Origin of the sequence: Salmonella sp. NW645, assembly GCF_051703725.1 — a bacterium.
In the GTDB taxonomy this organism is placed as follows: Bacteria; Pseudomonadota; Gammaproteobacteria; order Enterobacterales; family Enterobacteriaceae; genus Salmonella; species Salmonella enterica.
Genome location: NZ_JAMMKR010000005.1, coordinates 384,802 through 407,211, shown reverse-complemented (window position 1 = coordinate 407,211; position 22,410 = coordinate 384,802). Strand labels below are relative to the sequence as shown.

Here is a 22,410-nt window from a genome sequence, read left to right as displayed (position 1 = left end):
GGTAAGCAGAGTTTTTGAAATGTAAGGCCTTTGAATAAGACAAAAGGCTGCCTCATCGCTAACTTTGCAACAGTGCCATTTTTTCCACCATTTCTGGCGTTATTTCCGGTTTTTACTGAGATCTCTCCCACTGACGTATCATTTGGTCCACCCGAAACAGGTTGGCCAGGGTGAATAACATCGCCAGTTGGTTATCGTTTTTCAGCAGCCCCTTGTATCTGGCTTTCACGAAGCCGAACTGCCGCTTGATGATGCGAAACGGGTGCTCCACCTTGGCACGGATGCTGGCTTTCATGTATTCGATGTTGATGGCCGTTTTGTTCTTGCGCGGATGCTGCTTCAAGGTTTTTACCTTGCCGGGACGCTCGGCGATCAGCCAGTCCACATCCACCTCGGCCAGCTCCTCGCGCTGTGGCGCTCCTTGGTAGCCGGCATCGGCTGAGACAAATTGCTCCTCTCCATGAAGCAGATTACCCAGCTGATTGAGGTCATGCTCGTTGGCCGCGGTGGTGACTAGGCTGTGGGTCAGGCCACTCTTGGCATCGACACCAATGTGGGCCTTCATGCCAAAGTGCCACTGATTGCCTTTCTTGGTCTGATGCATCTCCGGATCGCGTTGCTGCTCTTTGTTCTTGGTAGAGCTGGGTGCCTCAATGATGGTGGCATCCACCAAAGTGCCTTGGGTCATAATGACGCCTGCTTCGGCCAGCCAGCGATTGATGGTCTTGAACAATTGACGGGCCAGTTGATGCTGCTCGAGCAGGTGGCGGAAATTCATGATGGTGGTGCGATCCGGCAGGGCGCTATCCAGGGATAATCGGGCAAACAGGCGCATGGAGGCGATTTCGTACAGGGCATCTTCCATGGCACCGTCGCTCAGGTTGTACCAATGCTGCATGCAGTGAATACGCAGCATGGTCTCCAGCGGATAGGGCCGTCGGCCATTGCCCGCCTTGGGATAAAACGGCTCGATGACAGCGGTCATATTCTGCCATGGCAGAATCTGCTCCATGCGGGAGAGGAAAATCTCTTTTCGGGTCTGACGGCGCTTAGTGCTGAATTCACTATCGGCGAAGGTGAGTTGATGGCTCATGATGTCCCTCTGGGATGCGCTCCGGATGAATATGATGATCTCATATCAGGAACTTGTTCGCACCTTCCTTAACTGTTATGTCTTATTAAGTTTAGTGATATCAATTGGTTATGTTTTTTTCAATTAGTTATTTTTGCTTGCTAAACATGCACACCACTTTATATGAAAAAGATCTTTACTCATCTTCCCCATGAAAAGGAGGCCATACAGTTGTTTTTCGGGAAAGGATTAGAAGGGTGATGACATATTCATACTGTTCTGAATGTATTTTCATTTCACGCACTGAAGCGTCTTTATCTGCATGAGGGAACCAAATTGATGCAGGGATCTTCATTCCTGCTCTTTCCATTGAAATGTTCTGGTTTGCAGCAATCGATCCTTCTGGAATACTTACCACATTGCGTTGTGTGCGAAAGAAGGCTCCGTTATGGCGAGCTGCGGGACTGGAAAAGGCCCATTTCATGTACCCGTCACGAGATAAAATGAATACGGCATTTTCTTCAGTGCATTCAAGCCATTTTAATGCAGCTGCTGTCAGCGATACTCCATAACGAATCGCATACTGACTTAATACGTCAATATCAACGTCTGGCGTCAACTGTTTTCGGAAGTCATTGAATGGCATCAGTAAATAAGAAGCAAATAAATCTGCTTCTGATTCAATATTTTTATCTTCCCAGGATAACATATCATCACTGCTACATCTGAACTCATCACGAATTAGACGATGAAGTATGTAATGTCCCAGTTCATGTGCCTGAGTGAATCGAATTCTACCAGGGGATGTTAAACCGTTATTGTAAAGTAGCATCCAACGGCTGCGAGATTCATTGGCCATTAATGCACCATCAAATCCTTTGATGTCAACGGGTTCTATTTTTACTATAGGGTCAGCCCATTTGAACAACTCTGCCGCCTCCAGAGACAATTCCTCAACATTAACAGGAAATCGTTCTGTGCCGTGAATCTCACTGAAAGTATCGCAAATTTTTGTTAGCCGAATAGCTGCTTTTTGAGGCGTCCATATCTCTTGTTCTTGCATAACTAGAAGTCCTTTTTAAAGGTGTCCAATATTTTTCTTAACTGTGCTTTCGCTTCAGGTTCAAGATTTTTATAGCCACGAAAGAAAGCATCATCAAGATGTCTTTCTTCTGGTTCTCGAAGATCATCTTCTAAAAAGAAACTAGTCCCAACTCCCAGTGCATCTGCCAGGGCAGTTAGCTTTTCTGCCGAAGGACGTTGAGACTCGCGATTTTCCAGTTCCCATAGATAGCTTTTACTGAGTCCAGCCATGTCAGCGAGTTTTTCCAGTGTTAATCCACGCTGTTTACGCAAATCGCGCAGTTTTTCGCCAAGACGGGTTGCCATTGTTATATCTCCTCTTTCATCTCTTTCATCATTGTACCACTATTCCGAACAAAAAGTTTGACAAGTATGAAAAATGCACTCATTCTTATAAAAAGTTCGCTATACCGAACTTTGTGGCCGACGAAAATGAACATGACATGTCGTCCGGCTTGGATAGAGTGAAGACTTCTAGTGAGGATGAGATGTCAACAGAACATGTCGACCATAAAACTATAGCGCGATTTGCCGAAGATAAGGTAAATCTTCCAAAAGTAAAGGCTGATGAATTCAGGGAACAGGCCAAGCGATTACAGAACAAACTGGAAGGGTATCTTTCTGATCATCCAGACTTTTCATTAAAGCGAATGATTCCATCAGGTAGTCTGGCTAAAGGAACTGCTCTTCGTTCGTTAAACGATATCGATGTGGCTGTGTATATCAGTGGATCTGATGCACCACAGGATTTACGTGAGTTACTTGACTATCTTGCTGATAGATTGCGTAAAGCATTTCCCAACTTTAGTCCTGATCAGGTTAAGCCCCAGACATACTCAGTAACGGTTTCCTTCCGGGGCTCTGGCTTAGATGTCGATATTGTCCCTGTATTGTATTCGGGGTTACCTGACTGGCGAGGTCATTTGATAAGCCAGGAAGATGGCTCACTCCTTGAAACCAGCATTCCTCTGCACCTTGATTTCATCAAGGCCCGTAAGCGTGCTGCCCCGAAGCATTTTGCTCAGGTTGTTCGTTTAGCTAAATATTGGGCTCGTTTGATGAAGCAAGAGCGACCGAATTTTCGCTTTAAATCTTTCATGATTGAATTGATTCTTGCAAAATTACTTGATAATGGCGTGGATTTTTCGAATTATCCGGAAGCTTTACAGACATTTTTTACCTATCTGGTGAGCACTGAATTACGTGAACGTATTGTCTTCGAGGATAATTATCCTGCGTCAAAAATAGGCAAGTTGTCAGACTTAGTGCAAATTATCGATCCCGTTAATCCTGTTAATAATGTTGCTCGTTTATATACGCAGTCTAATGTGGACGCCATTATTGACGCTGCAATGGATGCCGGTGACGCTATCGATGCTGCATTCTATGCACCAACCAAGCAATTAACCATAACCTATTGGCAGAAAGTTTTCGGTTCTTCATTCCAGGGGTGAAATCATTATGTCTTCTTATAGTTATACGGTAGCAGAGACACAAACTTTCAGCGTAACCCACGCTCGTCACATGGCCGCTAAAGTTGCAACTGACTTGCGGCGGATGCAGCGTTTTTATGGTTACCCCAGTGATGCCGACATTGAAGCATACGAAGAAGAATTGGTTGTGATTCTTAAGGCTGGATATTTGGGTGAGGTCTCTTATGGTTTTCAGAAAAATAATAACTGGATCGAGCCGACCCTTCGATATACCGCAGGCGACTTGCTTGGTTCAGGAACAGATGACGATCCCGGAAAAATCCGCCAAGGAAAAGATGTATCGGGTGCATCCTTCTACAGTTTTATGACTTATAGCTCGAAATATCTGAATGCTACTCAATCGGAAAAAGATACTGCTTTGAAAGATCTACCATTCAAACGGGTAGGTGCCCAGTCTCCAGGGATTAATGGCTACCTCGAAAATGATAAGACTTACTCGGCCGGTGGTCGCTCCCTCACTCGCACTAGCGTAAGGAATTTTGTATGAACGTAAAACCATCACTTGATGAATTGTTTGAGCGGCGTATTAACTTCCCTGATTTTGAGCCTCAGGAGCGTCTGGCTCGTTTAGTTGGTCTTGATGAACACAAAGATCGATTATCAAAAATATTAGGCTTGCTTGTAAATCCTTATGGGATTCAGGAATGGGCCAAAAAATATCATCCAGATGCTCGTGCGGCTGTTGATACAGTACTCAGACGGCCACCTTTAGTTGTATTGGCTGGGGACGTGGGCTCAGGTAAAACAGAACTGGCGGAAACCATTGGTGATGCTGTTGCCCGGCAGGAAGATATTGATATTACGTTGTATCCTTTGAGCCTTGCTACTCGAGGGCAGGGTAGAGTTGGCGAAATGACTCAGCTGGTTTCAGCTGCATTTGATTACACCATTGAGGCCGCAGATAAATTAAAAAACACGAATGGAAAAGCTCGTGGTGCGGTTTTGCTGTTGATTGATGAAGCTGATGCATTGGCTCAATCCCGGGAAAATGCTCAGATGCACCATGAGGATCGTGCTGGTGTAAACGCTTTTATTCGCGGAATAGACCGGATCGCCAATCAGAAACTACCAGCGGCAGTTCTTATGTGTACTAACCGGCTGAAAGCTCTCGATCCGGCCGTCCAGCGTCGTGCTGCTGAAGTTTTAACTTTTTCCAGGCCAAATGATGAACAACGACACTATTTATTGCATTCAAAACTTACGGGGTTGGGATTAAATTCTACGGCGATAGAAGAATTAGTCAGGTTAACCGGTCCAAGGGACACGAATTCGCCGGGATTTACTTTCTCAGATATTACCCAGCGGCTAATACCATCAATAATTCTTACGGCCTACCCATATAGCGCAGTGTCAGTCCATTCAGCACTGCAGGTAGTCAATAAAATGACACCAACACCTGCATTTATTGACCGCTAATAATATAGTAAAGATAAATGCCCAAAAATAGTATTATGGGCCATACATACTTATGCAACGTATGAGTATTACTGAATAAAGGAATCTATTATGTCAGATTGGTCACTTTCTCAACTATTTGCTTCGTTACATGAAGATATTCAACTTCGACTGGGAACTGCACGTAAAGCTTTCCATCATCCAGGGGCTAAAGGGGATGCCAGTGAAGGAGTATGGATTGAAATGCTCGATACATATCTTCCCAAACGCTACCAGGCAGCTAATGCTTTTGTAGTTGATAGTTTGGGTAATTTTAGTGATCAGATTGATGTGGTCGTTTTTGACAGGCAGTACTCACCATTTATTTTTAAATTTAATGATCAAATAATTGTTCCAGCAGAAAGTGTCTATGCGGTTTTTGAAGCGAAGCAATCAGCGTCAGCAGAGCTTGTTGCTTATGCACAGCGAAAAGTTGCAAGTGTCCGCAGACTTCATCGTACCAGCCTTCCAATTCCACATGCTGGCGGGACATATCCAGCAAAACCACTCATTCCAATTTTGGGAGGGTTACTTACTTTTGAAAGTGACTGGAGTCCTGCATTGGGGGGGGCGTTCGACAAAGCTCTCAATGGGGATTTATCAGATGGACGACTTGATATGGGCTGTGTTGCATCACATGGGCATTTTTACTTCAATAACATTGATGGAAAATTCAATTTTGAACCAGGAAATAAGCCAGCTACTGCTTTTCTTTTCAGGCTTATTGCACAGCTTCAATTTAGTGGCACTGTGCCAATGATTGACATTGATGCCTATGGAAAATGGTTAGCTAACTGAGTACTGGTTTGTTTTTTTATTTATTTCGAGAAGGTTTATTTTTTAGATTGTAATTCAGCATTTCATTGATGGTTGCCTGTTTTGATATTCGAAGCTGAAGTTGTTGGATCTCATCCTGTAAAACTTTGTTTTTGGCATTTGCATCCTTTAACTTTTCACGTAATGCTGCCCGAGAACGCCGGGGAATATTATCTGCTATCCTCCTGATTTCATCTGCAATATCTGGATAGTAGTTCTGAATCAATGAAGTGCTCTCTTATTCCTCGCCAAGTGGTAGTTCTAACGGATATAGCAGCGGCGGTGGAGGCAGCTCCAGTAGCACCAGACCACGTTGGTCACGGGCGGGATCATCTGTGATTTATACCCCTGCGGAAGTGCGCACTCACACGCCAGCCCGTGAAAACGTTGAGAGGCGGGCCTCTGTCCCTGATTTACGAGATGTTTTTCTGTGCCATGCCTGGGACGATCGCAAGGACGCAGCCAAAGAGCTTCATGACCAGCTTGAGATGAACGGGGTCTCAGTCTGGTTTAGCGAAAAAGATGTTTTACTTGGTGCAACATTGCTGCGCGAAATCGATGAAGGATTGGCAAAATCACGCGTAGGGATTGTTCTGGTGACCCCTGCGCTACTAAAACGGCTCGCAGGAGAAGGGATTGCGGATAAAGAGCTATCGGCCCTTCTGGCACGAGACCTTCTTGTCCCTATCGTTCATAACACAACATATGAAGATCTTCGCGAAGTCAGTCCGTTACTTGGTTCGCGCAGCGGTTTGAGCACAGCTGAAGATTCAATGGCCAATATTGCCAGCAAACTAGCGGAGCTGGTAACAATCTAGCGTTGACATTAATCCCCGCAGGAACGCATGCTTTGATATCGATATGCTCGCATGGACAGATACTGCTCCGGCGAGCGTAGTTAAAATAGCAATCTATTGAACAACAGAACGATTTGTCCTCAGGTAAGGATGCATATGTCAGGTTTTCAGGAATGGTTACTGAGTAAGGCAACGGGCAATTATTTCCTGTACATCAAACGCTTGTCAGCAAATGATACTGGTGCAACAGGCGGTCATCAGGTCGGACTGTATATTCCTTCAGGTATTGTTGCAGAGCTGTTTCCCTCGATAGATAACACTAAGGAACAAAACCCCTCGGTTTTCCTCAATGCAACCTATTCCTCGCATGTTTGCAGTGATAGTGAAGCTCGCGCGATTTATTATAACGGCAGCTTTTTCGGTAAAACCCGAAATGAAAAGCGTATAACGCGCTGGGGGCCAGGGAGTCCGCTTCAGGATCCTGAAAACACAGGTGGATTGTCCATTCTGGCCTTTGAGCACGAGCCCGGAAGTGACAGTAAGAACGTTGATGTGTGGGTTTGCAAAAATCCTGACGAAGAGGACATTGTCGAATCCATTCTTGGCGAAATTATCCCTGGCGCGCTGAGGTTTGGTCCCGCAAAAGAAATTTTAGGGGGATTAGCTCTTCAGCCAAAAACAACCCGGAAGAAATACAAAATTCCAGAGCCCTGGGAGACCGCATTCCCATCTGGCTCCGAAATAATTAAATACGCTGCGGACTACTTTTCAAAGGGCTGTGCAGACCCAGACGAGCAACTCATCGATCGCAGGCGTGTAGAATATGATATTTTCCTCCTTGTAGAGGAAATGCATGTCCTTGATATCATTAAGAAGGGATTTAACTCGGTTGATGACTTTATCGCGCTGGCTAATTCAGTCAGTAACCGCAGAAAATCCCGGGCAGGGAAATCACTGGAGCTACATCTTGAACAACTTTTCCTTGAACATGGTCTTACTCAGTTCGCGACACAGTCCGTGACTGAAGGGAATAAAAAACCAGACTTCCTTTTTCCATCTTCTGATGCATACCATGACAAAGCATTTCCGGACGAAAAACTCCATATGCTTGCGGTAAAAACGACATGCAAGGATCGGTGGAGACAAGTGTTGAATGAAGCAGACAGGATACAAAACATCCATCTCTTTACGCTTCAGGAAGGAGTGTCATTGGCGCAATTTAAAGAAATGCAGCAAGAACGGGTCACACTGGTTGTTCCCTCTTCCCTGCACAAAAAATACCCTGAAGCTGTTCGTCCAGAATTGATGACTCTGGGACATTTTATTGCCAGGCTGATCGGCATCTACGCTGCATAAAGACGAAAGAAGGCCTCAGGCACGGCACCTGAGGCCTTTCATTATTTGGTTTTTGCTTTGTTTGTACGCACAGCAACAGCTTTACCAATGTAAGGTTCAAGCAATCTGGCAACAGCTTCAAATACAGGAACAACGACAGAGTTCCCAAACTGACGATAAGACTGGGTATCAGAAACAGGGATCCTGAACGGTTTGCCACCGACTTTTTCAAACCCCATTAGGCGGGCACATTCATGAGGCGTCAACCTTCGTGGCCGCCGGCTTTGGTTTTCTTCGTCGCGGAAATCTAATTCCCCTTTCGCTTTATCCCAACCTCTGTCAATCAGTATTTCAGAGCCATCTTTGTGGTAGCGTGCAGAGAGAGTTCTGGCCACACTATTCACATTCGTAGGATCAACGAGTCCGAACCCAAAACCATTGCCTTTCGCGGCATGTTTCTTGGCATAGTTATACAGGTATTCCCAGAGTTTCGGAGTCAAAATATATTTACTGTCAACTGCAGGATCCAGTAACTCTCCAAATGTTGGACGATTTTGTGGGTAGAATTTATGAATGTTGCGAAGGGTAAATCCATCGTGAATTTTAAGATCTCGGCGGAAACCGACTAATACAATTCGCTCTCTGTGCTGAGGTAAGAAATTTTTCCCGTCAATAATTTTAGGATCATCAGAACCTGAGACACCGGCATCAGCAACTTCGTAACCGAGCTCATCCAGTGTTTCCATGATAACTTTAAAGGTTTTTCCTTTATCGTGACTTTTCAGGTTCTTAACGTTCTCAAGGACGAAAATCGCCGGTTTTTTGGCTTTAATAATACGCGCAACATCAAAGAAAAGCGTCCCCTGAGCTTCACATTCAAACCCATGAGCTCTTCCTAATGAATTTTTTTTGCTGACACCTGCGAGGCTAAAAGGCTGGCAGGGGAATCCTGCCAACAGCACATCATGATCAGGAATTTCTTTGTCAATATGCTTATAGGCAGCTGTTTCCGACAAGTCTTCTCTGTCACTCAGAGTGACTTCACGAATGTCGAGGTTAAATTTATGTTCCAGCTCATCGTTAAACCAGTTAGCCTTGTAAGTTCGTACAGCCTCTTTGTTCCATTCACTGGTGAAAACACAATGACCGCCAATTTCTTCGAACCCTTTGCGAATACCGCCGATGCCCGCGAATAAATCGATAAAACGAAATGCGTAGTCAGGGTGATGCTTCGGAGGTTCTGGCAGCATTTTCCTGAGTAGAATTTCCTCAGCAGAGGTCAATGATTTTGGCCCACACTTTCCGTTAATCCACCGGTTTATCGTTTCCCTGCTCCAGTCATTATTGCCTACTTTCCTGAGCAGTTCTGCCACGTATTTTTGATCATAAATTTCAAGAACTTTTGCAATCAGCTCTTTGTCTTTTTCTTGCTGCAGTTTTTCTTCTTCTTCGGATTTCTGCAGGAGATCCTGCGCAAGCAATTCAAATTCAGACATAGCACCTCCAGTGGGTCTCATTGGTGACACCATATCACTCATTTGACCCAGATAAAATAAATTTATCTGGATATTTAACCAGTGGTTGAGATTTGTTCGCTTTTTTGGCTCCCCATCGAACCATAAACAAACATCTGTTTTGCAACACCGGGGGTCTGCAGTTCAGCACTCCACATTTTCCAGTCACGCACCATCGCATTGAGAATTGTAATAAATTTTCGAATGCATGCTGTGAGTGCGACTTTTTTTACCTTGCCTCGTTCAAGTAGCCCCTGATAGTAATGCTTCATTTTAGGATTGAACCGTACAACAGAAAGCACAGCCATAAACAAAATGGATCGAAGGCCAGCTCTTCCCACCCCAGATAACCCGACGGCCTTTCATTCGACCACTGTCTCTGTCATAAGGGGCAACCTCAACCAGCGCAGCAATTTGCCTCCTGCTGAGCTGTCCAAGTTCTGGCAGTATCTCGGCGGCTGGCCTGTTCGTCTGAGTTCACGGCACTTCAGGCAGCATAATCACATCCACACGCTCCCGTCCGGGAGCGTTTTTTATTGCTAACTGAAAACCACGTCCTGTGGGCGTGGTCATCAACAAGCTTTGGCTCTGCCTTATTGTCTTTGGATTTAAAGCTAACAGAACTGGCAGAGACTTCTTTTTAGGGTTTTTAGTACACCCCTATGGGGTGCAATCAAAGCCACCTTCTATGAAGGTGGATTTTTACTTCTGAAGCAGGGTATCTGGTTTTTTATCGCAGTTAACGCCTCCCGCTGCCAGTCTGACTTCTTATACGCAGCTGCCGGAGAGCCCCATGACCTGGAAAAACACAGCCGAGCAAAACGCCATCATTGAGTGGAAGGGCACTCATCTTGTGGTAAACGCTTTTGCCGGCACAGGAAAAACCACCACGTTAGTTAGCTACGCTGAAGCCAATCCGGAAAGCAGGATGCTTTACCTTGCCTACAACCGCGCTGTGCGGGATGAAGCTGAACGCAGGTTCCCCTATAACGTAGAGTGTAAAACGTCACATCAGCTGGCATGGGCACGGTTCGGCAAGCATTTCCGTGACCGGCTGACAGCCAGTCTGCGCATTACGGATGTGGCCAGAAAGCTCAACACCCGCCACTGGCCGCTGGCCAGACTGGCACTCAGCGGGCTGAACATGTTCCTCTGCAGTGCAGACCCCGAGCCAGGGCTGATACACCTGCCGTCTGAGGATGATCGCCACGGTCTTGATGCAGGTAAAATTCTGGGGGCAATCCAGATCCTCTGGTATGAAATGAGTCGTACTGATTCAGTCTTTCCCGTTACACACGATACCTACCTCAAAATGTTCCAGCTTTCTCAGCCTGACCTGTCAAAACGCTGGGACACCATCCTCTTCGATGAGGCGCAGGACGCCAATCCGGTGACCAGTGCGTTTGTACTGAATCAGCCCTGCCGGGTTATCCTGGTCGGCGACCGTTACCAGCAGATTTACCGGTTTCGCGGGGCGGATAACGCGCTCAATGCCCGGCAACTGGCGCAGGCAGATCGGTTGTGGCTGACAGCGAGTTTTCGGTTTGGCCCTGAGGTGGCGCGTGTGGCCAACATCCTGCTTGAACGTGCCGGAGAGGAAAAGCGCGTGGCAGGTAACGGGGGGCAGGATGCTGTCGTCAGCGACCTTCCTGCAGGGGCTGAGCACATTACTGTACTGAGCCGGACGGTGTCCGGCGTGATCGGCAGTGCCCTGACGGCGAGCCTTATGGAGAAAAAGGTCTTCTGGGTCGGGGGGATTGAAGGCTACAAAACGGAGGAGCTGGAAGACCTGTACTGGTTTTCCGCCGATATGCCTGAAAAGATGCAGTCCCCGCGCCTCAGCCGGGACTACCGGGATTTTGATGAGTACTGCTCAATAGCCAAAGCCACCCAGGACGTGGAGATGAACCAGTCCATTCGTCTGCTGGATGACTTTTTCCCCCTTCCGCAAAAGCTGGCCATTATGCGTCGTCAGGTCGTCAGTCATGAAAAAGAGGCTCAGGTCACGGTTTCAACCGCCCACCGTAGCAAGGGGCTCGAATGGTCGGTGGTAATGCTGAGTGAGGATTTCACCGACATTACCGATCCGCTTCTTTCGCAGGAAGAGCGGCAGGATGAGACTAACCTGTTGTACGTGGCTGTCACCCGGGCAAGAAAGACGCTCGTTCTGAACGAACTGATGCGCTGGCTCAGCGAAGCCGGCGAGGGCGATGATGAGAACGATGCCGTTATGCCCGACGACACGGGAGAAATTTCCGGGACTGAATAACTGGTTTTTTATGGTGTGGCGCAGGGAGGATCATAACACTGAGCAGCCCTGTACCAGGAGAACATCATGCTCAGCAGAATCCGGACCCTGAGGTCTCTGTTTTCAAAAGGCGAACCAGAAGCAGTACATCATATATCCACAGTCACGCCTGTCGGCTACCACGCCCCACGTGGTGCCGGTATGCTGTGCGCCAGCCCGCTACGAAAAACCTGCCTGCAGCAGATATGGGAGAACTGCTCTCTGCCCGCAGACATCTATCAGCGTCTCTATTTAGCGCCTCTTAATGGTTTATTAGCCAGGGTACAGAATGTGCCGGCCACGCAGAAGGGAAGGTGGTCACAGTCAGACGGCTTCGGCGATCTTACGCTGCAGTTCACGACCTGTGCGGTCAGGCTGGCAAAAGGGTATATGTTTCCACCCGGCGCGGCACCAGAAGAGCAGGCAGAACAGAATGTGATGTGGAATGCGGTGATTTTCTGGTCGGCGCTGTTCTGGCACCTGCCTCTTCTTGCGACTCTGGAGGGGGAGTTGCTTGACGGTAAAAGCTGGCTTCCGGGAATGACCATTCCGGACTCACCTTACCGTTTTCGGTTCCGGGAGGCTGAGAACGCATCAGCGTTTGCTGCCCTTGCCGCCGGGCAACTTATGCCGACAGAGGCGACGGGCTGGCTGGCAGAGAATCCCGAAGCACTGTGCAACCTTGCCGGCGCACTCTGGAATCAGCATCCGGGCATGCCATTGATACGCGGCCTGATGAAGCAAGCCGCTGAAAAAGTGGAATCGCCTTCGCTGGGGATATCAGGGGCAAATGAGAAAGTTGATACTCTCGCAGAGCCGGCCCTTTCAGTTTCGCGAACGTCGTCTGATCGAGAGACCGAATTACAACCCTCATCAGAAGCAAAACTTAAAACGGCATTGCCAGAAATTGCAGATTTGCAGGGAACTCTACTTGCATCTTCTATTGCACCGGTGCCGATGGCTGATGACGGCAATCTCGTCAGCAATGAAAAGGCAGGCGAGATTACGGAATGTGATCCAAATGAAACAGAAATGGCTGATACAGAGATGCTGCTAAGCCTTTTCAGTGCAATATCAGTGCCTGATATGACCGGGACTGAAGCATGTGATGAAGATTCTTCAGTCAATGCCAGAGCAGAAAATGAGCCAGAATTTTCCCCCCTTAATGAAATATCCCCTGAAGCTGATAAGCATGAGATAAATCAGACAGCAGCAGAAAACTCTTTCCCCGAACCTGATACTGAGGATAACATCCCATTACACTCTGTTAACATTGATATGCAAAAAACAGTGAAAAAAGAACAGGCTGGCACTGAATTTCTCAGGTGGCTTTCTGAGGGGATCAAGAGCAAGCGAATCGATATTAATCAGCCTGATTCGAGAGCGCATGCAGTTGCAGGGTTCATCTTTCTCCGGGTACCGGACATATTTTATCTTTACATCAGAGAAAGCGGATCAGAGCTGAGCAGGGATTCCCTACAGCAGGAATTTGAGAAGCTGCATATTCACAGGGTGCGCCGGGGAGAGCGTTTTATTAAAGCAAAACTGTACCATTCGCCCGGTAAAGAAGGCACGTTTAGACCTGTAAGTGGATATCTTGTCAAGACTACACACCTTTTCAGAGGGGCGTCTTCCCCTGAAGACAGCGGGCTTCTGTCTTTCCTTTGAAGGAGGGGCAGTCCATGGGGCCCTTAAGGGCAGCTTGATATAGAAAAAGGAAATGCTGTATGTCTGACAAAAACCATCATACGACATGGGAAGAATTGCTTGAGGAGTACTTCTTCGCCCGAAACCTGCGTGCTGCAACAGAATGGAGCTATACGAAGGTTGTAAAGGGGTTCCTGAAATTCATGGGTGCAGGCAAAACTCCATTAATGGTTACTCATCATGAAATACTGAGATGGCGGCGACATGTACTCAGAGAAAAGCAACAATCGGCGCAGACCTGGAACAATAAAATTGCACATCTCAGGGCCCTCTATAACTATGCGATGGAAAGTGGTTTATTGCCTGAGGGTAGAAATCCTTTCAACAATTGCACCGTACAGCGGGACAGAAAGAAAAAGCGCACGTTAACCCGCTCTCAGCTAACCCGCCTTTATCTGATAATGCAGCAGGCTGAAATTGAATCCAACAGGAGAATTTTCGGACGTGGCGGGCGGAGTGCGCTTTACCCGGTCTGGTTCTGGATAACCGTCCTGGATACGCTCAGATATACGGGAATGAGACAAAATCAACTGCTGCATGTTCAGCTCAGGGACGTCAATCTGACAGAGGGCTATATAGACCTGCGCCTGGAAGGAAGTAAAACGCACAGGGAATGGCGCGTTCCCGTTGTCAGGCAGCTGCGTTTGCGGTTGCAGCTTCTCCTGTCACGGGCAACAGAAGCTGGAGCCGGGCCAAAAGATAACCTTTTCGATGTCAGTTTTTACATTGCCGGAAGAAAGGCAAAGTTTGAAAGAAATGATGTGAGTGTGATGCATCAAAAGATCCGCTCTTTCTTTCGACGCCTGTCAAAGGAGTGCGGTTTTGCCGTTTCACCGCACCGTTTCAGACACACTCTTGCCACGGAACTGATGAAAGCGCCCGAAAGGAATCTTCAACTGGTTAAAGATTTACTGGGTCATCGTAGTGTCAGTACAACAATGGAATACGTGGAGCTCAGGATGGACATTGTGGGAAAAACACTGGAAGAAGAACTGTCTCTGCACACAGATCTCTGTGTAGAAAGGGAATTACAACTATTGACACAAAACTGATTGACTGGGATTATTGCCAGTGATCGAGAGAAGGGAGCCTGCTGGAACAGGCTCCCTCACTTGAGGGACTGATTCAGAAACGTTAACCAGTGCAGATACGCCTACACCGGAGGACATTCCGTAATGACCGGCCCCTGTATTAACCGCCCGTTAAGGTTCTCATCTCTTAACCAGCGTGCTTTGATGCAAAATTAGTGGTGCCCGGACTCGGAATCGAACCAAGGACACGGGGATTTTCAATCCCCTGCTCTACCGACTGAGCTATCCGGGCAACGAGGCGCATTAAACCGTAATCGCCTCGCTTCGTCAACGAAATTTCTTCAAATCAACGTAGACTGCACAATCTATCACCACTTTGTTGCTATTGCACGCAGAATCAGGCAAAAAACATCGCCCATGCGGCGGAAATCGGCATCGCCAGCAACAGCGCCGGGAGCATATTCACTACCGGAAACATTTTGATTCCACATACACGCAAGCCGGTTGCCACCAGCAGCAGTCCGCCCACAGCGCTAAAGTCGCCCATCATTGCCGGCGTGGTCAGCGGAAGAATGAGAGTGGCGCAGGCGGCAAGCGTTAACTGGATAATCAACATCGGTGCGCAAATCGCCGAAACGGCGATGCCAAGCGAACAGGCGAAAATAATGGCAGTGAAAAAATCCAGAAAAGATTTAGCGATCAAAATGTTTGGATCGCCGGTCATCCCTTCATGCATCGCGCCGAAAATACCGGTGCCACTGGCGCAAAAAAGTACAATGATAGCGACGTAACTTTGAATAAATGAGTCGTGTGTTGGCTTCTTACCCGATGCCATAAATAATTGTTGGATTTTCGCGACTGCGCCATTAATGCCTTTTTCCAGCAAACAAAACTCGCCGATAAGCGCGCCGACCAGCGTCGCCAGCACCATCACCGGAAGATTAGCGCACTTCATCACCAGCAGAATGCCAATTCCCAGAGAGCACAGACCAAAAATAGACGTCATTGAGACGCGAATCCGTTCTGGCAGACGCTGACTTAACAGCGCGCCAATAACGCCGCCGAATAAAATTGCGCCAGCGTTAATAAAAGGTCCAATTACCACAATGACTCCTGTTATTTGTCTTTCAAATTGCCTTATTATCACGCGATTAAGCTGTTAATAGCTTGATTATCTGTGACGTATAGAGCGCTGATTTTACCTTGCGCCGTCTGGTGAAAGGTGCCATGATTGCGCGAAATTTCTCCTGCCAGCATGGGGCTCGCCGGGATGAACATAGCGCCTTTATATTGTCTTCACTGTCGCCTGACTGCGCGAGGTTTGCCCCTTTCTTTCCTTTTTTTTGTCGTCCCCGCTATGCGGTGAGGGCAGCGCACGCTCACTGCAGGACAACAGTAAAATCAGAAACAGTCTGTTTTTACTGATGTCTGGCGGTCGGAGCTGGTATCCAGTTTGACCCGGCATCTCGTTGGGCAAGGCATCGGGCTTTGTCCGGGGTTACTCTACTCCCGAAACGGGTATTTGCGCTTATGAAATCAATGAATATTGCCGCCAGCGGTGAACTCATCCCCCGTCTCTCCACCCACCGAAACGTAGTGGCGCTGGACAGTACCGACTTTACCGATGTGGCCGCAGTCGTCATTACCACTGCTGACAGCCGTAGCGGTATTCTGGCGTTGCTTAAACGCACCGGTTTTCACCTGCCGGTGTTTATGCTTGTGGATGAACCCGTCAGCGCGCCTGCCGGCGTTACGGCGGTAATAGGTGGGAACGCGCAGGAATGGCTGGAGCTGGAAAACGCAGCCTGTCGCTACGAAGCGGAACTTCTGCCGCCCTTTTATGGCACCCTGACCCAGTATGTCGACATGGGGAATAGTACCTTTGCTTGCCCGGGGCACCAGCATGGCGAGTTTTTTAGAAAACATCCCGCAGGCCGTCATTTTTATGACTTTTTTGGTGAAAATCTGTTTCGTGCGGATATGTGTAACGCCGATGTGAAACTTGGCGATCTGCTCATACATGAAGGTTCTGCCAAACACGCGCAGAAATTTGCGGCAAAAGTGTTTAATGCGGATAAAACCTACTTTGTGCTGAATGGGACTTCGGCGGCGAATAAAGTGGTCACTAACGCCCTGCTGACGCGCGGCGATCTGGTGCTGTTTGATCGTAATAATCACAAATCCAACCACCACGGCGCCCTGATTCAGGCCGGGGCGACGCCAGTCTATCTTGAAGCAGCGCGTAACCCGTTTGGTTTTATCGGTGGTATTGATGCGCACTGTTTTGATGAAACGTACCTGCGCGACCAGATTCGTGACGTGATGCCGGAAAGCGCCGATGCATCGCGTCCGTTCCGCCTGGCGATCATTCAGCTGGGTACCTATGACGGCACTATTTACAACGCCCGTCAGGTGGTGGATAAAATCGGGCATCTCTGCGATTACATTCTGTTTGACTCCGCGTGGGTAGGCTATGAGCAGTTTATCAATATGATGGCGGATACCTCGCCGTTGCGGCTGGAGCTTAATGAAAACGACCCTGGGATCTTTGTGACCCAATCGGTACATAAGCAACAGGCGGGGTTCTCACAAACCTCGCAGATCCACAAAAAAGATAACCATATTCGCGGCCAGGCGCGTTTTTGCCCGCACAAACGCCTGAACAACGCCTTCATGTTGCACGCCTCGACCAGTCCGTTCTACCCGCTGTTTGCGGCGCTGGATATCAATGCCAAAATCCACGAAGGGGAGAGCGGTCGCCGCCTGTGGGCGGAGTGCGTTGCGCTGGGCATTGATGCGCGTAAAGCCATTCTCGCCCGTTGCAAACTGCTTCAGCCCTTTATCCCACTGGTTGTTGACGGCAAGCCGTGGCAGGCATATCCGACGGAGACCATTGCCAGCAATCGTCGTTTCTTCAGTTTTGAGCCCGGGGCGAAATGGCATGGCTTTGAGGGTTATGCGGATGACCAGTATTTTGTCGACCCCTGTAAACTGTTACTGACCACGCCAGGTATTGATGCCGATAGTGGGCAGTACACCGAATTCGGCATCCCGGCGACCATTCTCGCCCACTATCTGCGTGAGAACGGTATTGTGCCTGAGAAGTGCGATCTCAACTCGATTCTGTTCTTGCTGACACCCGCTGAGAGCGAAGAGAAACTGGCGCGGCTGGTCGCGATGCTGGCGCAATTTGAACGGCACATTGAAGACGATACGCCGCTTGCGGATGTATTGCCGACGGTTTTTCAGAAATACCCGGTGCGCTACCGCGATTACACCCTGCGTGAGCTATGTCAGGAGATGCACAACCTGTACGTTAGCTTTGACGTTAAGGATCTGCAAAAAGCGATGTTCCGCAAAGAAAGCCTGCCGCATGTGGCGATGAACCCACAGGACGCCAACAGCGCCTTTATTCGCGGCGATGTAGAGCTGGTGCGTATCAGCGAGGCGGACGGGCGTATTGCTGCCGAGGGGGCATTGCCATACCCGCCGGGCGTACTGTGCGTGGTGCCGGGGGAGATTTGGGGCGGCGCGGCGCAGCGTTATTTTTTGGCGCTGGAAGAGGGCATCAATCTGTTGCCCGGTTTTTCGCCGGAATTGCAGGGGGTATATAGCGAGACCGATGCCGATGGAATTCAACGCTTGTACGGATATGTTTTAAAGTAACGTTGCCTGCAGGCCGGATAAGGCATTTACGCCTTATCCGGCCTGCGAAACAGGGCAAGGATTAATGTGCAACGGGTTGCGAAACCGCCGGAACGCGAACGTGTTTGTATTTGAACAAGGCTACGAACGCGAAGGCCAGCACCAGCGAGTAGCCTGCGAAGATGAGCCACACGGTCTGCCAGTCGGTAATGCCGTTTTGAGTGTAATACTCCACCACTTTACCGCTCACAATGCCGCCCAGGATACAGCCGAAGCCGTTGGTCATCATCAGGAACATCCCCTGCGCGCTGGCGCGGATTTCCGGGCGTACTTCTTTTTCGACAAACACCGAGCCAGAAATGTTGAAGAAATCGAAGGCGCAGCCGTACACAATCATCGACAGTACCAGCAGAACGGTACCGAACGGCGTCGGGTCGCCATAAGCGAACAGGCCGAAACGCAGCATCCACGCCACAATACTGATAAGCATAACGTTCTTAATACCATAACGGCTCAGGAAGAACGGAATGGTCAGGATGAATAACGTTTCAGAAATCTGCGAAATCGACATCATCACCGAGGCGTGCTGCACGATAAAGCTACTGGCGAATAGCGGATCTTTATCAAAGCTATGCAGGAAGGTGTTGCCAAACATGTTGGTGATCTGCAGTTCCGCGCCCAGCATCATGGAGAAGATGAAGAAAATCGCCATCCGCTTATTTTTAAACAGCGCAAAAGCGTCAAGGCCCAGCATTGATGTCCAGCTCTGGTTTTTCTGTTGGTTCGCCACCGGAATGTGCGGCAGGGTAAAGGTAAACAGTACCAGCAGAACAGAAAGCGTCGCGCCGATATAAAGCTGCATATGGCTCAGCTCGAAACCGGAGAAACTCACGCCCCACATCGCCAGAATAAAGCCAATGGTACCCCAGATACGGATAGGTGGGAAGTCAGTCACAATATCCATGCCGGCAGACTGCAGGCGGTAATACGATATGGTATTGATCAAGCCCAACGTCGGCATATAGGCCAACGAGTTAAGCAGGATCACAAAGAACATCGCCCCAGGCGTAGTGACTTCCGCGGCCATGAATAGCGTGATGGCGCCGACAACATGACACAGGGCATAGACCCATTTCGCGCTCAGCCATTTGTCAGCCACAATGCCTAGCAAGGTCGGCATAAAGACGGCGGCAATCCCCAGTGAACTATAAACTGCGCCAATAGATGCGCCGTCAAATTTTAAGGTGACGAACATATACGAGCCCAGGGTAGTGAGCCAGCTTCCCCACAGACAGAACTGCAGAAAAGAAAGTATTTTAAGCTGCAGCTTAAGATTCATGTTAATTTCCTCACACCTGAGAGCGGATGAATGTTTTAAAAGGCACATTTGCCGTTGTGATTTGGTGTGATTCTATCAATGAGAGGCGGGCTTTTTTTGTTACCTGTGACAAATATTTGCAAACAATTTCTGATTGCAAGGTAAAATGGTGACGGAGTTAACACTTTTGCCTTTCCCGCCGCTGTCCTGTGCCAGCCAGAGGCGGGATGCGATGGTTTATCGGCGGCGATACGATCGCTGGGCGGAATTCACCTTATACAGATAGCGGCGCGACTCCGCAGATGGATGTCGGGTGGTTAATATCTGGTACACATCCCCCGGCGACATGCGGTTAATCATATTCGCGGCCTGAATTTTATCGTTCGAGAATACGCGTAATACGCTGCCTGCGCCGCCATTGTAGGCGGTAATGACCGCATAGCGCCGCGACGTCGGATTCTCAATACCGCTCAGATAGACATTATTCAACATCGCCAGATACGCTGTGCCGGTATCGATATTGCTGGCGGGGTCGAACAGGAAGTTACGGCTTGGCGTGCCGGACTTACCCTGAGAACGGAAAACATCTTTCCCGGCGCTGTGTTGCACCACCTGCATCAGGCCCAGCGCATCCGCGTGGCTGACCGCATACGGGTTGAACGAGGACTCCGTTTGCATAATCGCCAGAATCAGCGACTCGTCAACGCCGTATTTACGGGAGGCCTGGCGTACCATGCCAATGTATTTATGCGCGCGTTTATCAAGGTGGTTCGGCACCAGATTAATGGTGACGCTGTAAATAATACGCAGGCCGTTACTGCGGCTTTTGAGCCGCGTTTTCAGCAAGTAATCCGCGAATGTCGTGGCGCGGCCTTCCCAGCGAATAGGCTGGCCGGTATTGTCGAGGACCTGACCATACAGGAAGGGTTCTTTAGAAATTTTTATGTCATCGACATCGGAGTAAAGATCGACGGAGGTTGGGTCGTCACCCATGAGCAACGTTTTAATAATGGCCCGGCGCAGATGTGCGGTAGGTTCCGTCCCGGCGATGGTTTCAACGGTAATGGTCCCATCATCAAAGTTGATGTGGCTACGGGTCTGGAACTGATCGGTATATTTGACGTAGTCTTTCGGCCCGGCGATCAGGACTTCCTTATATCCCCACAGATTTTCAATATTGTTGGCAAATTGCCCCATCAAAATATCAAAGCCGTTGGTATCCTTGACCCAGGCTTCATTATACGTCTCGCCTTTTTTGGTCGAACTGGAGCAGGAGATGAGCAACGGCGCAATAACAGCAAGCGCGAGTAATTTTTTCATCATTCCGGGAGTGCATGTTGTGTTGTCGTTATGCCATGTTGCCGGGCAGCGGCGCTAAGAGCTTATCCGGCATAACTCACAGGCCGAATAAGCGCAGCCTCATTCAGCAACGGGCCTATTTTTTATCTTCCGGCGTATAACCTTCGATATGAACGTCTTTGCCTTCGAACAGGAAGCTCACCATCTCCTGTTCCAGCAGCTTACGGTGCTCGGCGTTCATCATGTTGAGCTTTTTCTCGTTAATCAACATGGTCTGCTTATGCTGCCACTGCGCCCACGCGTCCTTAGAGATCTCGTTATAGATACGTTTTCCCAGTTCGCCAGGGTAGAGCTGAAAATCTTGCCCTTCAGCATCGCGTTGCAGGTAAGTACAAAAAATCGTTCTGCTCATAAGTGATCCTCTTCATCGACCGGGGCGTTAAACTGGCGCTCCGGTACGTAACTGCTGTAACAAGCGCTCCACGGGGGCCGCCAGTCCGACTGACGGCGGTTGCGCTAAGTTATACCAGAGCGCGCTGCCTTCATCCATGCAGGCGTCCAGTGACGACACGGGAAGCCACATAGGCACAATATCCAGGTGGAAATGGCTAAATGTGTGGCGAAACGCGTTAAGCTGGGTCAAATTATCAGCGTTAACATGCCGTTGCGCCAGCCATTCACGTAATTCATCTTCGCTGGCGAACTGCGGGAAGCAGTAGAGTCCGCCCCATAAACCGCTGGGAGGGCGCTGCGCCAGGAAAATCTCCTGATTATGCTGTAACAATAAAAAGTAACCCGTCCGCTCCGGTAACGTCTGTTTCGGTTTCTTGCCCGGATAGCGTGACCAGCTTTCATGCGCAGCGGCGATACAACTGTTTTGCAGCGGACACAGGGTGCACTTTGGCTTTGAACGCGTACAAACCATCGCGCCCAGATCCATCATCGCCTGATTAAAACGCTCCACGCCGCGTGCGGGCGTCACTTGCTCGCTCAACGTCCACAGCGTATTCTCCACCTCTTTTTTTCCAGGCCAGCCGCTAACAGCATAACAGCGAGCCAGCACACGTTTAACGTTTCCATCAAGAATCGGATAATGTTTACCTAACGCGAGGGAGAGAATCGCGCCGGCGGTTGAACGCCCGACGCCGGGTAGCGCGGCGATTTCGGCAAAAGTTTGCGGGAATTCTCCACCGTGAAGCGTCGCCACCTGTTGCGCCGCTTTATGCAAATTACGCGCGCGGGCGTAATAGCCGAGCCCGGTCCATAAATGGAGCACTTCATCCAGCGGCGCATTCGCTAAATCCGTCACCGTGGGAAAGCGCGCCATAAATCGCTCAAAGTAAGGAATCACCGTCGTCACCTGCGTTTGTTGCAACATGACTTCCGAGAGCCATACTTTGTAAGGCGTCTTGTTAATTTGCCAGGGCAGCGTTTTCCGCCCGTATTTGTCGTACCAGTCCAGAACCTGGGCTGAAAATTGAGACGCTTGCATGGAAACTCATTCATTATTGCCGGGGGCAAGATTGCAGCACAGAGGCCGCAGGGTGTAAACCGGAACTTTCCGCAGTGCGCTTCATGC

Annotated in this window: 20 protein-coding genes, 1 tRNA gene and 1 pseudogene; 10 read left to right on the top strand and 12 right to left on the bottom strand. The window is 49.0% G+C overall.

Annotated elements, in window-relative coordinates; genetic code table 11:
- Nucleotides 1-112: 112 nt before the first annotated feature.
- From NA389_RS13790 to NA389_RS13780, 3 genes are all read right to left on the bottom strand, one after another.
- Nucleotides 113-1,093, bottom strand: coding sequence for an IS5-like element ISKpn26 family transposase (locus NA389_RS13790; protein ID WP_088244011.1), 981 nt, complete (start codon nt 1,091-1,093; stop codon nt 113-115).
- A gap of 175 nt (nt 1,094-1,268) precedes the next feature.
- A complete protein-coding gene (locus NA389_RS13785; RefSeq protein WP_025760312.1) occupies nt 1,269-2,135 on the bottom strand; it encodes an ImmA/IrrE family metallo-endopeptidase in 867 nt (288 codons plus the stop codon).
- A gap of 2 nt (nt 2,136-2,137) precedes the next feature.
- A complete protein-coding gene (locus NA389_RS13780; protein ID WP_001515173.1) occupies nt 2,138-2,461 on the bottom strand; it encodes a helix-turn-helix domain-containing protein in 324 nt (107 codons plus the stop codon).
- A gap of 113 nt (nt 2,462-2,574) precedes the next feature.
- On the opposite strand from NA389_RS13780, the gene NA389_RS13775 reads away from it, so the two are divergent.
- The 4 genes from NA389_RS13775 (at nt 2,575) to nucC (ending at nt 5,880) form a co-directional block, all read left to right on the top strand.
- Nucleotides 2,575-3,609 (top strand): CBASS oligonucleotide cyclase, encoded by a 1,035-nt coding sequence (locus NA389_RS13775; protein ID WP_284945377.1) that lies wholly within the window; start codon nt 2,575-2,577, stop codon nt 3,607-3,609.
- A 7-nt stretch (nt 3,610-3,616) separates the two neighbouring features.
- A complete protein-coding gene (gene cap7, locus NA389_RS13770; RefSeq protein WP_025760314.1) occupies nt 3,617-4,135 on the top strand; it encodes a CBASS phage resistance system CD-NTase-associated protein Cap7 in 519 nt (172 codons plus the stop codon).
- Nucleotides 4,132-5,064: a CBASS phage resistance system CD-NTase-associated protein Cap6 gene (gene cap6 / locus NA389_RS13765; protein WP_032742913.1), complete on the top strand. Its 933-nt coding sequence runs from the start codon at nt 4,132-4,134 to the stop codon at nt 5,062-5,064. Before cap7 ends, cap6 begins: the two co-directional genes overlap by 4 nt.
- Nucleotides 5,065-5,154: 90 nt before the next feature.
- On the top strand, nt 5,155-5,880 hold the full coding sequence (gene nucC / locus NA389_RS13760; protein ID WP_053287146.1) for a CBASS effector endonuclease NucC: 726 nt from the start codon (nt 5,155-5,157) through the stop codon (nt 5,878-5,880).
- 16 nt (nt 5,881-5,896) lie between these two features.
- Here nucC and NA389_RS13755 read toward each other — a convergent pair whose 3' ends face one another.
- Entirely contained in the window at nt 5,897-6,124 is a 228-nt protein-coding gene (locus NA389_RS13755) for a hypothetical protein (RefSeq protein ID WP_053287147.1), read from the bottom strand.
- 109 nt (nt 6,125-6,233) lie between these two features.
- Between NA389_RS13755 and NA389_RS13750 the strand changes: the two genes are divergently transcribed.
- Nucleotides 6,234-6,716 (top strand): toll/interleukin-1 receptor domain-containing protein, encoded by a 483-nt coding sequence (locus NA389_RS13750; RefSeq protein WP_025760316.1) that lies wholly within the window; start codon nt 6,234-6,236, stop codon nt 6,714-6,716.
- A gap of 135 nt (nt 6,717-6,851) precedes the next feature.
- Nucleotides 6,852-8,051, top strand: coding sequence for a type II restriction endonuclease (locus NA389_RS13745; protein ID WP_025760317.1), 1,200 nt, complete (start codon nt 6,852-6,854; stop codon nt 8,049-8,051).
- A gap of 41 nt (nt 8,052-8,092) precedes the next feature.
- Here the strand turns inward: NA389_RS13745 and NA389_RS13740 are convergent, their stop codons facing one another.
- Together NA389_RS13740 and NA389_RS13735 are read right to left on the bottom strand one after the other, a co-directional pair.
- Nucleotides 8,093-9,526 (bottom strand): DNA cytosine methyltransferase, encoded by a 1,434-nt coding sequence (locus NA389_RS13740; RefSeq protein WP_032742914.1) that lies wholly within the window; start codon nt 9,524-9,526, stop codon nt 8,093-8,095.
- 74 nt (nt 9,527-9,600) lie between these two features.
- A pseudogene (locus tag NA389_RS13735) lies at nt 9,601-9,991 on the bottom strand (transposase); the annotation flags it as partial.
- Nucleotides 9,992-10,337: 346 nt separating this feature from the next.
- Here NA389_RS13735 and NA389_RS13730 point away from each other — a divergent pair.
- The 3 genes from NA389_RS13730 (at nt 10,338) to NA389_RS13720 (ending at nt 14,590) form a co-directional block, all read left to right on the top strand.
- Nucleotides 10,338-11,813: a UvrD-helicase domain-containing protein gene (locus NA389_RS13730; RefSeq protein WP_438795986.1), complete on the top strand. Its 1,476-nt coding sequence runs from the start codon at nt 10,338-10,340 to the stop codon at nt 11,811-11,813.
- A 66-nt stretch (nt 11,814-11,879) separates the two neighbouring features.
- A complete protein-coding gene (locus tag NA389_RS13725) occupies nt 11,880-13,499 on the top strand; it encodes a TraI domain-containing protein (RefSeq protein WP_004115412.1) in 1,620 nt (539 codons plus the stop codon).
- Between the two features lie 59 nt (nt 13,500-13,558).
- Complete coding sequence (locus NA389_RS13720) at nt 13,559-14,590, top strand: tyrosine-type recombinase/integrase (RefSeq protein ID WP_004115409.1); 1,032 nt, start codon at nt 13,559-13,561, stop codon at nt 14,588-14,590.
- Between the two features lie 195 nt (nt 14,591-14,785).
- On the opposite strand, the gene NA389_RS13715 is transcribed toward NA389_RS13720, so the two are convergent.
- Both NA389_RS13715 and NA389_RS13710 read right to left on the bottom strand, forming a co-directional pair.
- Nucleotides 14,786-14,861 (bottom strand) — tRNA-Phe (locus tag NA389_RS13715).
- 105 nt (nt 14,862-14,966) lie between these two features.
- Nucleotides 14,967-15,674, bottom strand: a complete 708-nt coding sequence (locus NA389_RS13710) for a DUF554 domain-containing protein (protein ID WP_000234466.1) — start codon at nt 15,672-15,674, stop codon at nt 14,967-14,969.
- A gap of 425 nt (nt 15,675-16,099) precedes the next feature.
- Here NA389_RS13710 and NA389_RS13705 point away from each other — a divergent pair, with 425 nt between their 5' ends.
- Nucleotides 16,100-18,235: an ornithine decarboxylase gene (locus NA389_RS13705; RefSeq protein ID WP_000839742.1), complete on the top strand. Its 2,136-nt coding sequence runs from the start codon at nt 16,100-16,102 to the stop codon at nt 18,233-18,235.
- Between the two features lie 61 nt (nt 18,236-18,296).
- Here NA389_RS13705 and NA389_RS13700 read toward each other — a convergent pair whose 3' ends face one another.
- The 4 genes from NA389_RS13700 to mutY all read right to left on the bottom strand — a co-directional run bounded on the left by NA389_RS13700 (nt 18,297) and on the right by mutY (nt 22,323).
- Entirely contained in the window at nt 18,297-19,553 is a 1,257-nt protein-coding gene (locus tag NA389_RS13700) for a nucleoside permease (protein ID WP_001049805.1), read from the bottom strand.
- Nucleotides 19,554-19,769: 216 nt separating this feature from the next.
- Complete coding sequence (gene mltC / locus NA389_RS13695) at nt 19,770-20,855, bottom strand: membrane-bound lytic murein transglycosylase MltC (protein ID WP_000976289.1); 1,086 nt, start codon at nt 20,853-20,855, stop codon at nt 19,770-19,772.
- Between the two features lie 112 nt (nt 20,856-20,967).
- Nucleotides 20,968-21,243 carry an oxidative damage protection protein gene (locus tag NA389_RS13690; RefSeq protein WP_000091706.1) on the bottom strand — a complete coding sequence of 92 codons (276 nt, stop codon included), beginning with the start codon at nt 21,241-21,243 and terminating at the stop codon, nt 20,968-20,970.
- A 27-nt stretch (nt 21,244-21,270) separates the two neighbouring features.
- Complete coding sequence (gene mutY, locus NA389_RS13685) at nt 21,271-22,323, bottom strand: A/G-specific adenine glycosylase (RefSeq protein WP_001148961.1); 1,053 nt, start codon at nt 22,321-22,323, stop codon at nt 21,271-21,273.
- Between the last annotated feature and the right edge of the window lie 87 nt (nt 22,324-22,410).

Coding starts and splice junctions, on each gene's coding strand:
- cap7 (WP_025760314.1), top strand. CDS start 3,617: ATGTCTTCTTATAGTTATACGGTAGCAGAGACACAAACTTTCAGCGTA.
- NA389_RS13740 (WP_032742914.1), bottom strand. CDS start 9,526: ATGTCTGAATTTGAATTGCTTGCGCAGGATCTCCTGCAGAAATCCGAA.
- NA389_RS13705 (WP_000839742.1), top strand. CDS start 16,100: ATGAAATCAATGAATATTGCCGCCAGCGGTGAACTCATCCCCCGTCTC.
- NA389_RS13780 (WP_001515173.1), bottom strand. CDS start 2,461: ATGGCAACCCGTCTTGGCGAAAAACTGCGCGATTTGCGTAAACAGCGT.
- cap6 (WP_032742913.1), top strand. CDS start 4,132: ATGAACGTAAAACCATCACTTGATGAATTGTTTGAGCGGCGTATTAAC.
- mltC (WP_000976289.1), bottom strand. CDS start 20,855: ATGATGAAAAAATTACTCGCGCTTGCTGTTATTGCGCCGTTGCTCATC.
- NA389_RS13730 (WP_438795986.1), top strand. CDS start 10,338: ATGACCTGGAAAAACACAGCCGAGCAAAACGCCATCATTGAGTGGAAG.
- NA389_RS13690 (WP_000091706.1), bottom strand. CDS start 21,243: ATGAGCAGAACGATTTTTTGTACTTACCTGCAACGCGATGCTGAAGGG.
- NA389_RS13790 (WP_088244011.1), bottom strand. CDS start 1,093: ATGAGCCATCAACTCACCTTCGCCGATAGTGAATTCAGCACTAAGCGC.
- NA389_RS13700 (WP_001049805.1), bottom strand. CDS start 19,553: ATGAATCTTAAGCTGCAGCTTAAAATACTTTCTTTTCTGCAGTTCTGT.
- nucC (WP_053287146.1), top strand. CDS start 5,155: ATGTCAGATTGGTCACTTTCTCAACTATTTGCTTCGTTACATGAAGAT.
- mutY (WP_001148961.1), bottom strand. CDS start 22,323: ATGCAAGCGTCTCAATTTTCAGCCCAGGTTCTGGACTGGTACGACAAA.
- NA389_RS13785 (WP_025760312.1), bottom strand. CDS start 2,135: ATGCAAGAACAAGAGATATGGACGCCTCAAAAAGCAGCTATTCGGCTA.
- NA389_RS13720 (WP_004115409.1), top strand. CDS start 13,559: ATGTCTGACAAAAACCATCATACGACATGGGAAGAATTGCTTGAGGAG.
- NA389_RS13745 (WP_025760317.1), top strand. CDS start 6,852: ATGTCAGGTTTTCAGGAATGGTTACTGAGTAAGGCAACGGGCAATTAT.
- NA389_RS13725 (WP_004115412.1), top strand. CDS start 11,880: ATGCTCAGCAGAATCCGGACCCTGAGGTCTCTGTTTTCAAAAGGCGAA.